We start from the raw sequence: 18,272 nt of genomic DNA on the forward strand, positions 1-18,272 counted from the left end.
TAAGAAATAGAAAATGTATATTTCACTTCACGTACTCAAATATTTTTTATAAAATAAATATATTAAAATAAGATCATCTATTCATAATAAAACGATTTTCAGTAATATTTAATGTGTCTATATACCTAAAAACATTTCTTATATTTGATAGGAAATACATCAGTCTATCGTAATGAAAACAGAAAAAAAATAACATTATTCATGCTCAATGAAATACATTATTCATATACGAAAATATTCTTACGTTCTTTGATATAAAAATGTAGATATTGATACAATCAAAAATTAAAAACTAGTAGGTCTAAGTAGAGTAATTAAAAATAAATATAATTTTATTATTTTGCGGTTCAACATCGTTGATTGGTTTATTACATCACATTTTTTTTCAATATTAATTTTTACTGGAGAAATAATTTTAGACGATTTTTAGTAACAACACACATATAAATTTGAGCTTGTATTATAAACACTCTATCAAATTAATAATTATTGTTAATGCAAAAATTGATAGATTTAATAGAATAAAAAAATTAAATGTTATTTACATAAAAAATATTTATTGATATGACATCGAATGATAGATATTTTGTAGGGTGATTTTATTTCGATATATAAAATATATTACTTATTAATTTTTAAAAAAATTAGAAACAAAAATAATATTGTTATATTTTATTATCTTTTTATTTTTTTACTAACAAAGCATTAATAAATAATTTAAGTACGCAGTCTAATATCACTAATTTGTCGCCATAAATCACGCTTTGCTTGAATATCATATTTTAATATTGATAATGATGGACTAGTTAAACATATGCTATTCAAATTATTTGGTACTTCAGTGCCAATCCACCAACAATAGCAAGAAAATTCTGATGGGATAATTAAAATTTTAATCTGGTCAATAGTCAACGCATACACTTCTTTAGGATTAATCTGCATAGCACGTATAACATCTTTAACAAAAGGATCATTTAATGATGTCGGAAAATCTGATGATATCAATAATAAACGAAGACATGGCCATAACTTAATTGGATTTATGTTGTCTGAAACTATAGGATATCGTAATTTCCAAAATATAATACCTAATTCCTGAAAAACGAACATATGTCGTTTATTTCTGTCATTAGTAAGTATAGCCATACACATTCAATATGTTTATTACATTTAACATATGCATTATTAAATAATTAATTTAACATGATATTATTTTTTATCTAATTCATCAAATATGTATTTCCAATGAAACGTTCATTATTAATGAACATCATTACATACAGATATACTACCTAAAAATTTCATATTTATTGGTTTATTTAAAATTCGTACATGAGATAACTGCATTAATATTTTGCTGCTAGATAGCGCTTTGTCTAACTCAATAAGAGCATGAAAAGAAAACAATTTAATATTACCTATTTCGTGATAACGAATATTATCAATTTTATTAGAAAGTACTCTAATAATATGACGTATTTTAACTCCATCATTACGCCCTACTGATATGTGATACACTCTCATATTGTTAGAAATCTTAGATTGTGGCCTAGTTTTAATAACTCTATTATCCGCATGAAAACAACTTTGACGGTTATTATTCATACGCATCTTTAAAACTGATTTATTTTTAATAACCGGATCTGGAGGCAACACCAATGGACGATTCCCTTGTGCTATCTTCAATAAGATAGCCGCTAAATTTTCTGTTGTCAAATCTTGTTTAGGTTTTATTTGAGGCAATAGAGATCGATATATACTCAAATCATCATTATCCACACTTAATTGATATTCTACTTTATTCGTAAATTTCGATAACCGACAAGCAAGTAAAGTTTTAGATGTAGGATACTTAACCTCTGGAATTTTTAAGTTTATTTTACGTTCAATATGACGTAACAAACGATACTCTTTATGCTCTACAAATAATAAAGATTTTCCAACGCGTCCTGCTCTGCCAGTTCTACCTATACGATGTATATAGGCATCAGAACTAATTGGTATATCATAATTTATTACTAAACTAATACGATGCACATCTAATCCACGTGCAGCAACATCAGTAGCTATGAGAATATCTAACTTTCCATTTCTCAATCGATCTAATGTCTGATGTCGTACTATTTGATTCATGTCTCCATTTAAAGCCGCACTATTATAACCAAATCTCTCTAATATTTCGAAAATTTCTAACGTTGCATGTTTAGTGCGAACAAAAACAATAGCTGCATCAAAATCTTCTGTTTCTAAAAAACGCATTAAAGCGTCATGTTTAGCTATTCCTCCATGCACTAGCCAATAACTTTGTTGAATATCAGCACACATGCTAGTATTAGAATGAATATATATTTCTTTTGGATTCTTCATAAATCGATAACTTATACGACGAATACCCATAGGTAAAGTAGCAGAAAATAATGCTGTTTGACGCTTAACTGGAATATTTTTAACGATACGTTCTATATCTTCAATAAATCCCATACGTAACATTTCATCAGCTTCATCTATCACTAAAGTTTTTAATTGAGACAAATTAGCAGTACCACGATTTAAATGATCTATTAGTCTACCGGGAGTACTTACTATAATATGAGGTCTTTTATTCAAAGCATTCAATTGAATACCATAGCTTTGACCTCCATATAAAGTAACAACATTTATTTTTTTCATATATCTAGAAAAGTTAGAGCACACTCTACCAATTTGGATCGCTAACTCTCGAGTAGGCGTTACAATTAAACCTTGAGAATAAGAATTATCAATATCAATATTATGTAATAGTGGTAAAACAAATGCCGCAGTTTTACCGCTACCTGTATGCGCCATGCCTAACACATCACGTCCAGCTAATAAATATGGAATGCATTGAATTTGAATAGGTAAAGGTTTTTCATATCCAATATCATTCAAAAGATTAACTATATAACGATTTAATCCTAACTCCACAAAAGAATCTGCAGTTTTCGACATCTGTAACTACCTCATCTTGATAAACAATTAACTGTAAAAATCAACATCAAAATCTTTTTTTAAAAATAGTATTTCTGAACACAAAAGTTCACATGTAGACAGATTAAAATTATTTCAATAACAACACTTTCGTTATATATATCATGTGCTGCAATAACTAAGATTAAAATAAAATTAACAATATTGATTGTAACTTCACGAATACGAATATAAATTCCATTTTATAAAGAAGAAAAATATTAATTCTCGCAGTGTTATTAAATAGAACCATGTATGTATAACTTTATACTCAAGTTATATAATTAGCGTTTCACTAATGAAATTGATTGGTTTCTTTAGTATTTGTATTTATCCTGTAATTATGACTTATTCTATCAAGTATCAAACGAATTGATTCGATTTATTTTTTAGATTATACATACTAATACATTTTTATACCGTTACATGAGCACTTCACATATTTTTTTAAAAATCATACATAAATGTATATAATACTAATCATAGTAAATATACTTATGTGTTTACTTGATTTATTCCTTTCATACTCAAACGAATACGTCCCTGACGATCTATTTCTAATACTTTTACTAATACTTCCTGTCCTAATCTCAAGTAATCAGTTACTTTGTTTATTCTTCTTTCAGAAATCTGGGAAATATGGACCAATCCTTCTTTTCCAGAAAAGATAGTAACAAATGCTCCAAATTCAACAATATGACTAACTTTTCCAGTATAAATAGATCCTATTTCAACGTTTGCAGTGATATCGTGAATTTTACGAATAGCTTGTTTCGCTTTATCATGATCTAAGGCAACTATTTTTATGATACCATCATCTTCAATATCAATAATAGTATTAGTTTCTTCAGTCAATGAACGAATAACTGACCCCCCTTTTCCTATAACATCTTTGATTTTATCTGGATTAACTTTAATGCTATATATTCTTGGAGCAAATTTAGAAATTTCCTGTTTAGGAAACTTAATAATCTGTTCCATAATATCTAATATTTTCAGTCGAGCATTTTTTGCTTTTTTTAACGCAATATTTATTATATCGTAAGTAATACCATCTGTTTTAATGTCCATTTGCAACGCTGTTATACCTTGACGACTACCAGATATTTTAAAATCCATATCTCCGATATGATCTTCATCACTAATAATATCAGATAATACCACAAAATCATTTCCTTCCTTGATCAAACCCATAGCAACACCAGCAACTGCTGCTTTAATTGGCACTCCGGCATCCATCAACGCTAAAGATGTGCCACAAATTGATGCCATGGAGGACGATCCATTAGATTCAGTAATTTCTGACACTACACGTATTGTATATGGAAACTCATTAGCATTAGGCATCACTGCTAACATACCACGTTTTGCTAAACGTCCATGTCCTATTTCCCTTCTTTTTGGGGCTCCTATAACACCTATTTCACCCACACAATATGCTGGAAAATTATAGTGCAATAAAAACCTATCAACACGAGCACCAGTTAATCCATCAATATTTTGTGCATCACGCTCTGTACCAAGCGTAACAGCAACCAAAGCTTGGGTATCACCTCTAGTAAATAATGCTGATCCATGAGTACGTGGTAATATGCCTGTTTTTATATTTATTGTCCGAATTGTGTCTTGTAAACGCCCGTCAACACGTAATTTTTTCGTTAAAATACGAGAACGAATAAATTGATCTTCTAAAGAATTTAGAAGATACATTATTTCATTTTCATCTACAACAATATTCTGGTGGCTATTAAGAACAGTTTTTACTATATCTTTCTTAATATTATCAATTTGAGCATGACGCTCCTTTTTATCAACAAAGAGATATACATCTTGTACACGAGACTCATATAATTCAGATAAATATGTTTTTAACGATATATTAACTTCTTTTTCATTCCAAGAACATTTAGTTTTTCCAACTTTTTTAACCAATTTGTTAATATTATGAATCACTGTTTGTTGTTGTTCATGTCCAAATATAATAGCATCTAAAATTTCTTTTTCACTGATTAAACACGATTCTGATTCCACCATCAAGATATTAGATGCAGTCCCTGAAATTACTAAATCTAATTTACTATTAGATAACTCTGTCGTTGTTGGATTTAATACATATGTATTTTTAACATAACCAACTCTAGCTGCTCCAATGGGCCCCAAAAATGGAATATCAGATAAACTTAATGCGGCAGATACTCCTATCATTGCTACAATATCTGGATTTATCTGTGGATCTACTGACACTACTGTAGCAACTACTTGTACATCATTAACAAATCCCTTAGGAAATAACGGCCGAATAGGACGATCAATCAAGCGCGATGTTAACGTTTCATTTTCGCTTGGTCGACCTTCCCTCCGAAAAAAACCTCCTGGAAATTTTCCAACAGCATAAGCACGTTCTTGATAATTTACAACAAGAGGAAAAAAATCCTGTTCTGTTGATCTTGTTTGATTAGAACTAACTACTGTAACCAGTACTGTAGTATCGCCCATACTCGCCATAACTGCCGCATTTGTTTGACGAGCTATTTTTCCAATATCTAAAATTACAGTATGCTGTCCATATTTAAATGTATGAATAATCGGATCTAACAAAATAATACCTTTTTATAATTTAAAATATAATTTTTTAATATGTTTGAATGATCATAAGAACACCGATATATTAAGTATATAATTAACAAAATTTAATTTTTAAACTTATTCTCAAAGACTCCTTAATAAATAACACAACATCATAAAAACATTTGTATTCTTCACCAACTGATTGTGTTAGTTAATGACGTAATCCTAAATTCTTTATTAAATTAGTATAACGCAACATGTTATTTTCCTTTAAATATCTCAACAATCTTCGCCGATGAGAGACCATTTGAAGTAATCCACGGCGACTGTGATGATCTTTTTTATGTTTTAAAAAATGATGTTTCAAATGATCAATACGTTCAGTTAATAGGGCAACTTGAACTTCAGTAGAACCAGTATCTTTAATATCTCTACCAAATTTAGAAATTATTGATATCTTTTTTTCAGCACTCCAGGACATAAAAAACACCTTTCTATTTGAGAACTATGTTTAATTTGAAAGATAAATTATATTTGAAACTTAAATTAAATAAAATTGAAATTAATGTTCAATTCTTTGTTTTATTTCTCTATTTAAATAAAAATAAATTAGATAACAATATAAAATATATGTTGTGGCACATTATCTGCATCTATTTAGAAAGGTGTCATAGAACTTTACAAATCTTACAAATACAGAAGATCAACACATAATAACACTTTACGTTCACGTGATTAATTTTATCCACATCAAATGCGCCCTTTTTATATTCTTTTTAATGCACAAATAACATACATATATAGATAATATTAACATTTTTCATTAGATATATTAGAAAACTTAAGTGTAATCACACTCATTGGTATTAAGAATGCATCTAATTTGTACAACACTTGTAAATCATCCAAAGAATCATTATAAAAAATAGCTTCCAAAATTTTCAGACTTATCATGGAAGAAGTAACATACTCTCCTACTGATAAACGACGCAATTCTATAACATGTGCCCCACAACCCAAATATTCTCCAATATCATGCACCATACTACGAATATAAGTCCCCTTAGAACAATGGACATCTAATTCAATAATATTTGCTGTTCTTCTAATAAGATTCAAACTGTATATATGAATCAACCTGGGTTTTCTGGGAATACATATTCCTTTTCTAGCATATTTGTACAAAGGCAATCCACGATATTTTAATGCTGAAAACATAGGAGGAACCTGATTGTTTATTCCTCTAAACGACGCCAAACATTGCTCTAATGTATTATTATTGAACTTCACAGGCATCACGCTAACAACTGTCCCATCTGAGTCAAAAGTATCAGTATTTACTCCCAACTGAATGATGACTTTATATCGTTTATCAGAATGTAACAAGTATTTAGCAAACTTAGTCGCTTTCCCAAAGCAAATAGGTAGCATACCTGTTGCTAACGGATCTAAAGTTCCAGTATGTCCTATTTTACTAGCATTAAATAATTTTTTAATTTTATTTAAGAATACTCTAGAAGATATTCCTTTAGGTTTATCTAATAATAAAATGCCATTGATATCTCGACTTTCTGCATTTTTATATCGCTTCACCATCAATCTTAGTTGCATTGATTTAATTTTTTAAATATCATAACTTTTCTGTATCAGGAATTAAACTATATACTTTTGATCCTTCATAAATTGAAGGATCATACCTAAACAACAGCACAGGCACTACACGCAAACACATAGTATTGGCTAATAAAAAACGAATAAATCGTGAAGCGCGTTGTAATACCATAACAGCGGTATCTATTTCTTCTAGACCTTCTTTATCAATAAAAGTCACAAAAATGTTAGCATTTTTTAAATCTTTAGATACCTGTACTCCTGAAATAGTAGGTATACCTACTCTAATATCATCGATCCTATTCTGCAAAATAATAGAAATCTTTTTATGTATTTCTTGGGCAATACGTTGAGCACGATAGTTGTGTTGAAAGTACATTTCTCGTATCCCTTAACCTTCATAAAATAAACATATATATTATCTATGTGTAAATAAAACAACATCCCAATTGAATACTTTAATAATAAACACACTAACCATCGGATTATACATGAGACAGTTTTATCATATCAAATACTTCAATCATATCTCCAGAATGAATATTCTTATAATTTTTTAAACCAATACCACATTCTATTCCACTACGTACTTCATTAACATCATCTTTAAAACGACGCAGCGACTCCAATTCACCTTCATACACTACTATATTATCTCGTATAACTCTAATTTTTTTATGACGTTTTATCATGCCTTCAATAACTATACAACCAGCAACGTTTCCATATTTTGGAGAACAAAATACATTTTGTACTTTTGCTAAACCAATAATTTCATCTTTATATTGTGGCATTAGCATACCATTCACCGCTTTTTTTACTTCATTTATCAAATCATAAATTACTGAATAATAACGCACATCTAACCGATCTAATTCAATTATACGCCGAGCAGCAGGATCTGCTCTAACATTAAATCCTAAAACAACTGCATTAGAAGCTGCTGCTAATGCGACATCAGTTTCAGTAATACCACCAATAGATGAATACAAAATTTTTACTGTTACATCACTAGTTGATAAATTTTCTACAGATTCACGAATAGCTTCAGAAGAACCTCGCGTGTCAGATTTGACGATTAAATTTAATTCAGAAGCCGTACTAGTATTCTTGAGATTATCAAATATATTGTCTATATTAAGTTCTTTTTGACGAGCTAATTTTATTTCACGATACTTTCCTTGACGATACAAAGCTACCTCTCGAGCTTTTTTTTCGTCACGAACAACAATTACATTCTCTCCAGAAGCAGGTGATCCTGACAAACCCAGTAATTCAACCGGAACTGATGGCCCAGCCGAAGTAATCTCATGACCACATTCGTTACGCATAGCACGAACACGTCCATATTTTGTTCCACACAAAATTATATCGCCACATTTTAGTGTACCTTCACGAACCAGAACAGAGACTACTGGACCACGTCCTTTATCCAAAAGAGATTCAATAACTATGGCTCTTGCCATACCGCGATGTGAAACTTTTAATTCCAACATGTCTGATTGCAATAAAATAGCATCTAATAAATTATCTATTCCATCTCCTGAAGCAGCAGAAACATATATAAACTGTGTATCACCACCCCATTCTTCTGGAATAAGACCATGACCATTAAGATCATTTTTTATCCGTTCAGGGTTGGCTTCTGATTTATCAATCTTATTTATTGCTACTACTACAGGAATATTTGCAGCTTTAATATGCTGTATTGCTTCAATAGTTTGAGGCATCACTCCATCATCAGCAGCTATTACTAACACAACAATATCCGTCATCTGAACTCCACGAGCACGCATAGCAGTAAATGCTGCATGTCCTGGAGTATCAAGAAAAGTAATCATACCGTTATCAGTTTTAACATGATATGCACCTATACTTTGAGTAATACCTCCTACTTCAGAAGACGCTATTTTAGTAGAACGAATTCTATCAAGAAGGGATGTTTTTCCATGATCAACATGCCCCATAATAGTAACTATTGGTGCTCTATTTTCAATCGTAGTGCCACAATCTGTCACATCATCAATACCACGATCATTCATGATCAACTCTTCTAGTTCGTTTTCACGACGTAGAACAACATTATGACCCATTTCTTCCGCCACCAGTTGAGCAGTATCTTGATCAATAATTTGATTGATAGTTGCTACAATACCCAATTGCATCATCACTCTAATAACATGTGAGCTTTTTATGGACATCTTATTAGCCAATTCAGCTACGCTTATAGTTTTCCCAATAATAATATTACGAGTAATCGTTTGAACAGGTTTATTGAACACTTGTACTAATGCGCTTTGCTTTCTTTTACTTTTACTGACACGATTGGGGATATATAATTCTTCTTCTATACCTAACGCATCGGATGTTGCTTTATATAAACGATAATTATTACTCCTTTTATGTTGCTTAATTAACTTCCCCCCACTCCGATATCGCGTACGTACTCGAGAACGATTTCTTCTTTCATTTTCTAATTTTTCATTATTGTTTTTTTCCACCATTTCAGGCATACAATATAATTTACTATTATTATGACTACCTTCTAAGTTAGAACGAATTACATTGGCATTTAATTCAATATCCCAACAATTTTTGGTTTTGTTTTTAGAAGACTGCGTTTCATCTGATAATTGTAAAGACCTTTCTTTAATGACTTTACGAGACACTTTTCCTATAACTTTTTCTTTGTGTGCTGTTGATTCAGAACAACGATGATTTTTTTTAGAAGTTTGTGTTAATGACAATGAACTAAGAGTATTACTTATTTTTTTGTTTACCAATTTATTCTTTACAGTTAAACAAGATACTTCACGATTAACATCCAAAACCATTTTGTCTTTTGCATCAATACATTCTGTCTCTTGTAAAGTAGATTGTACATATGTTAGTTTCTTTCGTATCTCTATTTGTACTTGTTTATTTTTACCACCAACGCTAGAAACACTTAAAATACTACGTGTTTTTCGTTGTAGTATCAATTTGTTAGACACATCGCTTTTATTATCATTCATATGCTTCAATAAAATTTCTTTTTCTTTTGAGTTAGAACACCCATTTTGTTTTAAAAATACTAATATATGAAAACCATTTTATTAATTGATTTTCTGGAATTTTAATGTCTACAGAAAACACTGATATGGTAGTATCTATTATGGCTTTCTTTAATTATTATTACTACAATAATATTAATACTTGTTATCATCATTAAACCAACAAATATTGCGAGCTTCCATAATTAATTCTCCAATTTTTTCTATAGTTAATCCCTCAATACCGGAAAGATCCGAAATATCTTGTTCAGCTAACTTTTCTAATGTAGAAATACCACGTTCAACCAATGTTAATGCTAATTTGTATTCAATATTAGGCAGTCTCAATAACCCTGTCACAGGATTAATAACAGCAGCATGATTATTTTCTTTCATATCTTTTTCATTATGAGTCGCAGAAAAATTCTTTAAAGCATTTTTGGCACGATCCCTAATGATTTCTACTGTTTTTCTATCAAATTCTTTTATTGATAATAATTCTGTCATAGGTACATAAGCCAATTCTTCAAGAGAAGAAAACCCTGAATCGATCAAAATTTTAGCAAATTGCTCATTGATATTCAAAGTATGAACAAAAACATTGGTAACAGCACATATTTCAACTTGACGCTTTTTTTCCAACTCATCTATAGTCATAATATTAAGTTCCCAACCACTTAATTGAGATACTAAACGAATATTTTGTCCGTTCCTTCCAATAGCTTGAGGTAAATTAGATTCTTCTACTGAAATATCCATTGTATGTTTATCTTCATCTATCACAATAGATGCAACATCAGCAGGAGACATGGCGTTAATAACAAATTGAACAGGATTGTCATCCCATAATATTACATCTACACGTTCCCCTCCTAACTCACTAGATACGGCTTGAACACGTGCTCCTCTCATACCTACGCATGCTCCTACTGGATCAATGCGCTTATCATTTGTTTTAACAGCAATTTTTGACCGTGAACCAGGATCTCGAGCTGCGGCTTTAATTGTGATTAATTCTTCTCCAATTTCAGGTACTTCAATACGAAACAATTCAATTAACATTTCAGTCCTAGTACGACTTATCAGTAATTGAGGACCCTTAAAATCTGGTCGCACTAAATAAAGAATACCACGAACTCTATCCCCCAATCTAAAATTTTCACGAGGTAGCATTTCTTCTCTATTAATAATTCCTTCGGCATTATTTCCTAAATCTACATTTATGCTATCTCTATTAATTTTCTTTACTATACCTGTAACAATATCACCCTGACGAGTTAAAAACTGTTCTATAATAATTGCACGCTCAGCTTCACGTACCTTTTGAACAATCACTTGTTTTGCAGTTTGAGTTGTAATACGATCGAAACTAATAGATTCAATTATATCTTCAATATAATCACAAATTTGAACTTCTGGGTTCTCAAATCGAGCTGCATCTAATGTAATTTCTTTGGTAGGTTGAGTTACTTGTTCTACCACAACCCATCTCCTAAATGTATTAATCTGACCTGATTTACGATCAATTACAACACGGACTTCAATATCCTGTTCATATTTTTTTTTTGTAGCGGCAACTAATGCTGTTTCTAATGCTTCAAAAATTTTTTCTTGAGGTACAGCTTTTTCATTAGAAACTGATTCTATAACAGCCAAGATCTCTTTATTCATCCCAGTTTCTCAAAATTCTACTATTTTCTTAAATAAATATGTGTACTTTATTACATAAAGTACATCCAAAAAAAATAATCCCCCACCTACCTTTCATTGAAAGTTACGATATTGTTATAACTTATTAATTTCAATCACAAAACTACGACTTAATTAACATAAATTAATTAAGTTATCCCATTCATATCGCTCCAACCTTGTAACATATAACAGAATTCTATTTGATATTATGAAATTAACAAATCTTAAGAAATGTTCATAAAAAACACCAGCGATCATACTTGATTTGATCAGTATGTCATCAACATAAAAATAAATCAATCCAGATTCTCTAAATATTAATGTTCACTATAACTAACTTAATAAATTGATATTATTTATGACAATTAATATCAATTTATTTTTTATTATTCTTAAATCAAAACACAGGGTCCATTTTATCATATATAACATTATTGTATTATTTCTTTCGCAATTTATTTATATATAGATAAATTAATCTGATTAATGATGCGGTTGCGGGGGTCGGATTTGAACCAACGACCTTCGGGTTATGAGCCCGACGAGCTACCATACTGCTCCACCCCGCGCCTGTATTAAGACAATTAGGAATTGTATACTATATAACTCCCAAAAAGCAAATCATTTATATCACCGAAATAATACCGAGGACGGGACTTGAACCCGTAATCTCAAATAAGAGAACTACCACCTCAAAGCAGCGTGTCTACCAATTCCACCACCTCGGTTATTAATAACTATTTAATAAGTACATTATTACATAGTATACTTAAAATTTATATATGAATTACTAATCACATATATCTTTATGTTTCTTATTATACAAAATATATTTAAATTTATTTGTTATTAAATATTTTTTTAAAAATCAAAAATCTTATCGGTCTTTCATTTGATTATTTTGTATATTGTTTTGAATATATCTTTGATTCTGTTTACTATTCATATTTCCTAACAATAAACTAAGTAAAAAAAATAATATAGCTAAAATTACTATTAAACACGTGATACCATCGTTAATACCCCCTGACCCTAACATATTTCCTAACGAACGACTACTAAACATTCCTCCTGAATCATTACTTCTATTTTGCTGCAACATAATCAATGTGATTAAAGCAATTGCTATAATTAAAAATATGACCAAAAAAGATTGATACATAATATTATGTCACCTTATATAAACATTTTATTATTTAAAAAATAGTACCACCGACGACTACTAATAGTAGTCCAATATTTCTTTTGATATACAATAAAGCGTATAATATCCCTCATATTATAATTAAGCAATATATATAATATTTGAAGTAAATTACTGTTGTATTAATTTTATTTCCGATCTGATTACAGAAGCAATCCTATTGGCTAAATATAATATTTTACTGTAACATTTTCCTTCCACCATAATACGAATATATGGTTCGGTACCAGACTGACGTAATAACACACGTCCATGTTCAGATAATTCCTGTTCCACTGCTTTAGTTTCTTTTTTAACCACATCAGATTCTAAAGGACTTTTAATGCCAGAACAATGTACATTAACTAAAATTTGAGGCAATAAAGACACATCGTTGCATAACTCGTGTAAACTGACACAATTATTTACCATTGCAGATAATATTTGAAGAGCAACAATAATACCATCTCCCGTGGTAGTTTTATCTAAAAGTACAATATGTCCAGAATTTTCACCGCCAATATTCCAACCCTTTTTTTTTAACATTGCAAGTACACAGCGATCACCAACATTAGAACGTATAAAAGGAATATTTAACTGTTTTAACGCCAATACAAGCCCCATATTACTCATAAGGGTTCCCACTATACCACCTGTTAATTGCTTGCAATGTAATTTTTCCCGAGCTATAATGTACAGCATTTGATCTCCGTCTACTTTATTTCCAAAATGATCAACCATAATAACCCTGTCTCCATCTCCATCATAAGCAATGCCCAAATCTGCTTTTTTTGATAAAACATGAGAGCGTAATTGCCGAATATCTGTAGTGCCACATTCTCTATTAATATTTACTCCGTTTGGACGACATGCAATAGTAACCACATTAGCACCTAACTCACGAAATACACTAGGAGCAATATGGTAAGTAGCTCCATTAGCACAATCTACAATTATTTTTAATTTTCTTAAACTAAGATGAGTAGGGAATGTTCCTTTACAAAATTCTATATAACGACCAGCTGCATCAACAATGCGACTAGCTTTTCCTAAATCTTTTGGATCAACACACGTTAAACATTTATCTAATTCCATTTCTATAGATTGCTCTACTTCATCATCTAATTTAGTACCCTTAATAGAAAAAAATTTAATACCATTATCATAAAAAGGATTATGCGAAGCAGAAATTACAATACCAGCTTCAGCTCTAAAAGCACGAGTTAAATATGCAATAGCTGGAGTAGGCATAGGGCCAGTCAATGCCGCTGATAAACCAGCAGCAGCCAATCCTGATTCTAATGCCGATTCTAACATATACCCAGAAATACGAGTATCTTTTCCAATAATAATATAATTAGACTTACCACCACTACATCTGCTTAATACTTTTCCTGCTGCCCACCCAAGCTTCAGAATGAAATCTGGAGTAATCGGTATGCTCCCCACTCTACCTCTAATCCCATCAGTACCAAAATATTTGCGGCGATTCATATTAATTTTTGTCCTTGTTTTGTTCTTGCAACATCATTTGAACCACTTTTAATGCTTCTGCTGTTTCCTTAACATCATGCACGCGAATAATTTGTACACCTTGTATAGCTGCAATCACTGCGCAAGCAATGCTACCTATTAATCTTTGTTTAGGATGATATGAATTAGAACTAAGACTAAGCATCGATTTACGTGATATACCTACTAACAAAGGTAAACCAAAATGGTGAAAATATTTTAAATTAGCTAATAGTTGATAATTATGTAATAAACTTTTTCCAAAACCAAAACCAGGATCAAGCAATAATTTATTTCTACTGATACCCTCCGATTCAAAACGAGTGATTTGTTGAACGAAATACTCGTTTACTACACGTGTAACGTTAGAGTATATGGGAGAATTTTGCATAGTTTTAGGCTCTCCTTGCATATGCACTAAACACACTGGAAGTTTACAATATAACGCAGCTTGCATCGCTCCTTCAGCAGTAAGAGAACGTACGTCATTAATCAGATGTGCACCGATAGCCGCGCTCTCGCGTATTATCAATGCTGATGATGTATTTATTGAAATATAAGTATCAAAACGCTCTGCTATAGCACGTACTACAGGTATAACACGATCTGCTTCTTCTTCATCACTGACAACATCGGATCCAGGACGTGTCGATTCTCCGCCAACATCAATGCAGGTGGCGCCATCAGTAATCATATTAAACACACGATCAATTGCTTTAGGAAGGACACAATAGTCACCTCCGTCGAAGAAGGAATCAGGGGAAACATTTAAAATCCCCATAATTTGAATTTTAGAAAAATCTAAAATACGTTTATTTGTAATCGAAGTCATAGATTTACAGGACATCTTCAAGCATTATCTACAATGAATTTAGGTTGTTTGATTTATATAAAAACATAAAACTATTTACAACTGATAATTAATGTTGTATTTTTATACGAAATTATCACATATTATTGTGATGCTGCATCAGGATTATCATTGTAGGATTCGCTGTCTACTGATTTTGGATCTTTTATGGAAGAAACACAAGTGTTCTGGCTATCGCTAATATCAGATACATTGTTTTCCCATCCAGATGGAGGCTTAATTGATTTTCGATCCATCAAGTCATTTATCTGAGATGCATTAATTGTCTCGTATTTTATTAAAGCATCTTTCATAGAATGTAGAATATCCACATTTTCTGTTAAGAGTTTACGAGCACGTATATAATTTCTTTCAATCAGAAATTTAATTTCCTGATCAATAATACGAGCAGTTTCATCAGACATATGCTTTGCTTTAGCCACTGAACGCCCAAGAAATATTTCTCCTTCTTCTTCCGCATATAATAACGGACCAAGTTTTTCAGAGAAACCCCATTGAGTTACCATATTCCGAGCGATAGAAGTAGCTACTTTAATGTCATTAGAAGCGCCAGTAGATACTCTATGAGGACCATAAATTATTTCTTCGGCAAGTCTACCCCCGTACAATGTAGAAATTTGACTTTCTAATTTCTGTCGACTTGTACTAATTGCATCGCCTTCTGGTAAAAAAAACGTTACGCCTAAAGCGCGGCCCCTAGGAATTATAGTGACTTTATGAACTGGATCATGTTCCGGAACTAATCTACCAATTATAGCATGACCAGCTTCATGATAAGCTGTAGATTCTTTTTGAGCTTCTGTCATCACCATGGAACGACGCTCCGCTCCCATCACAATTTTATCTTTAGCTTTTTCAAACTCCACCATCGATACCATATGTTTATTATCACGAGCAGCAAATAATGCCGCTTCATTCACAAGATTAGCTAAATCCGCTCCTGAGAATCCTGGTGTACCTCGAGCAATTACTAATATATCTACATCTGACGATAACGGTACATGAATGATGTGTACTTTTAATATTTGCTCTCGTCCCCTAATATCTGGTAATCCTACGACTACTTGACGATCGAATCGTCCTGGTCTCAATAAAGCTGGATCCAACACATCTGGACGATTAGTAGCAGCTATGACAATGATACCTTCTTTTCCTTCAAATCCATCCATTTCTACTAACATCTGATTTAAAGTTTGTTCACGTTCATCATGCCCCCCTCCTAATCCCGCTCCCCTTTGACGACCTACTGCATCAATTTCATCGATAAAAATAATACATGGAGCAGCTTTCTTAGCTTGTTCAAACATATCCCGAACGCGAGACGCTCCAACACCAACAAACATCTCTACAAAATCAGAACCCGAAATAGTAAAAAATGGAACTTTTGCCTCTCCCGCAATAGCTTTAGCTAATAATGTTTTCCCAGTGCCAGGCGGTCCTACCATTAATACTCCTTTTGGAATTTTTCCTCCTAGTTTTTGAAATCTTTCAGGCTCACGCAAATAATCTACCAATTCCTTTACTTCTTCTTTGGCTTCATCACATCCCGCCACATCTGCAAAAGTAGTTTTTATTTGATCTTCAGTTAACATACGTGCTTTACTTTTACCAAAAGACATAGCTCCCTTTCCGCCTCCTTGCATTTGCCGCATAAAGAAAACCCAAACCCCAATTAATAATAGCATCGGAAACCAGGATATAAAAATAGATGTAATTAAACTAGGTTCCTCTGGAGGCTCGCCAACAACTTTAACTTTTTTAGTTAAAAGAATGTCAAGTAATTTCGGATCATTTACTGGAATATAAGTGGTATAACGATTACTATCTTTTTTAATGACTACAATTTCACGACCATTAATGCGGGCTTCTTGCACTTGATCTTGGTTTAAATCATGCATAAAAGTGGAATAATCTAATTTGCGACTACTGGAGTCGCTAGGCCCAAAATTCTGGAATAAAGACATCAAGACTACTGCAATGACTAACCAGATACCCAGATTTTTCGCCATGTCACTCAAAAGATTAACCTCGCATTACAACAAAAATTAAATAATTTTAATATATCTACATATAAATTATGTTTACTTACGTTCTTTCGCTACAATATAAACCTCACGAGAATGAGATCTAGAGGAATCTGGTTTACGAATCCTTACTATGTTAAATAAGGAACGCACATCACACAAGTATTTATCTAAATCTTTTCCCTGAAAAACTTTCACTAAAAAAGTTCCTTTATACATTAAAGTGTTACGACATATATTTAATGCCAAATACCCAAGATATATGGACCGACTTACATCGATTGTTGATATACCAGTGGTATTAGGAGACATATCAGACAAAACCACATTAACCTTTTTCTGTCCTACCCATGTGCATAATATTTTGAAAACATTAGGATCAGAACAATCTCCTTTCAAAAAATCCACTCCAGAAATATTACGCATAGACAATCTGTCGCATGCTACAATACGTCCCGTCTTTCCTATTTTATTTTTTACATAAAGCGCCCAACCACCAGGCGCTGATCCCAAATCTATTACCGTCATACCAACATCAAACAATGCGTCCATGCGATTTATTGCATCAAGCTTAAACCAAGCCCGTGATCTCAATTTTTGTCTTTGTGCTTCTTTCGTATACTGATCTTTGAAATGTTTTTTTAACCATCCTGAAGAACGCATACAACGTTTACTATTTACCATATCAGGCGACTTCTCAAATACTTTCTGAATCAACAAACAATATTGATGAAATGGCGATAACTTATGTTTCTTTCAATCCTACTTAAACAAAAAATAAAAATCACACA

General features: G+C 31.7%; 12 protein-coding genes, 2 tRNA genes and 1 pseudogene. All 15 read right to left on the reverse strand.

Translation table 11 applies throughout. The annotated features are described in order from the left end of the window. Positions 1-717: 717 nt before the first annotated feature. On the reverse strand, positions 718-1,146 hold the full coding sequence (locus tag M9409_RS02225) for a DNA polymerase III subunit psi (protein WP_250226751.1): 429 nt from the start codon (positions 1,144-1,146) through the stop codon (positions 718-720). Between the two features lie 114 nt (positions 1,147-1,260). After that, positions 1,261-2,970 carry a DEAD/DEAH box helicase gene (locus tag M9409_RS02230; RefSeq protein ID WP_250226752.1) on the reverse strand — a complete coding sequence of 570 codons (1,710 nt, stop codon included), beginning with the start codon at positions 2,968-2,970 and terminating at the stop codon, positions 1,261-1,263. A 513-nt stretch (positions 2,971-3,483) separates the two neighbouring features. Then, positions 3,484-5,586 carry a polyribonucleotide nucleotidyltransferase gene (pnp, locus tag M9409_RS02235; RefSeq protein ID WP_250226753.1) on the reverse strand — a complete coding sequence of 701 codons (2,103 nt, stop codon included), beginning with the start codon at positions 5,584-5,586 and terminating at the stop codon, positions 3,484-3,486. A 181-nt stretch (positions 5,587-5,767) separates the two neighbouring features. Then, complete coding sequence (gene rpsO, locus M9409_RS02240; RefSeq protein ID WP_250226754.1) at positions 5,768-6,037, reverse strand: 30S ribosomal protein S15; 270 nt, start codon at positions 6,035-6,037, stop codon at positions 5,768-5,770. Between the two features lie 329 nt (positions 6,038-6,366). Further along, the gene (truB, locus tag M9409_RS02245) at positions 6,367-7,149 is read right to left on the reverse strand and encodes a tRNA pseudouridine(55) synthase TruB (RefSeq protein ID WP_250227203.1); all 783 of its coding nucleotides are present in this window, start codon (positions 7,147-7,149) and stop codon (positions 6,367-6,369) included. Between the two features lie 37 nt (positions 7,150-7,186). Next, a complete protein-coding gene (rbfA, locus tag M9409_RS02250) occupies positions 7,187-7,546 on the reverse strand; it encodes a 30S ribosome-binding factor RbfA (protein ID WP_250226755.1) in 360 nt (119 codons plus the stop codon). A 106-nt stretch (positions 7,547-7,652) separates the two neighbouring features. Beyond that, positions 7,653-10,263 (reverse strand): annotated as a pseudogene (gene infB / locus M9409_RS02255) (translation initiation factor IF-2). Between the two features lie 92 nt (positions 10,264-10,355). Then, the gene (gene nusA / locus M9409_RS02260) at positions 10,356-11,870 is read right to left on the reverse strand and encodes a transcription termination factor NusA (protein WP_250226756.1); all 1,515 of its coding nucleotides are present in this window, start codon (positions 11,868-11,870) and stop codon (positions 10,356-10,358) included. A 516-nt stretch (positions 11,871-12,386) separates the two neighbouring features. Further along, positions 12,387-12,460, reverse strand: a tRNA-Met gene (locus M9409_RS02265). 73 nt (positions 12,461-12,533) lie between these two features. Beyond that, a tRNA-Leu gene (locus M9409_RS02270) sits at positions 12,534-12,619 on the reverse strand. Positions 12,620-12,768: 149 nt separating this feature from the next. Beyond that, on the reverse strand, positions 12,769-13,053 hold the full coding sequence (secG, locus tag M9409_RS02275) for a preprotein translocase subunit SecG (RefSeq protein ID WP_250226757.1): 285 nt from the start codon (positions 13,051-13,053) through the stop codon (positions 12,769-12,771). 153 nt (positions 13,054-13,206) lie between these two features. Continuing rightward, on the reverse strand, positions 13,207-14,568 hold the full coding sequence (gene glmM / locus M9409_RS02280) for a phosphoglucosamine mutase (RefSeq protein ID WP_250226758.1): 1,362 nt from the start codon (positions 14,566-14,568) through the stop codon (positions 13,207-13,209). 1 nt (position 14,569) lies between these two features. Next, on the reverse strand, positions 14,570-15,418 hold the full coding sequence (gene folP / locus M9409_RS02285) for a dihydropteroate synthase (RefSeq protein WP_250226759.1): 849 nt from the start codon (positions 15,416-15,418) through the stop codon (positions 14,570-14,572). A gap of 122 nt (positions 15,419-15,540) precedes the next feature. Beyond that, positions 15,541-17,475: an ATP-dependent zinc metalloprotease FtsH gene (ftsH, locus tag M9409_RS02290; RefSeq protein WP_250226760.1), complete on the reverse strand. Its 1,935-nt coding sequence runs from the start codon at positions 17,473-17,475 to the stop codon at positions 15,541-15,543. A gap of 63 nt (positions 17,476-17,538) precedes the next feature. After that, the gene (rlmE, locus tag M9409_RS02295; RefSeq protein ID WP_250226761.1) at positions 17,539-18,165 is read right to left on the reverse strand and encodes a 23S rRNA (uridine(2552)-2'-O)-methyltransferase RlmE; all 627 of its coding nucleotides are present in this window, start codon (positions 18,163-18,165) and stop codon (positions 17,539-17,541) included. Positions 18,166-18,272: the final 107 nt, after the last annotated feature.

Origin of the sequence: Blochmannia endosymbiont of Camponotus sp. C-046 (genome assembly GCF_023585865.1) — a bacterium.
GTDB lineage: Bacteria > Pseudomonadota > Gammaproteobacteria > Enterobacterales > Enterobacteriaceae > Blochmanniella.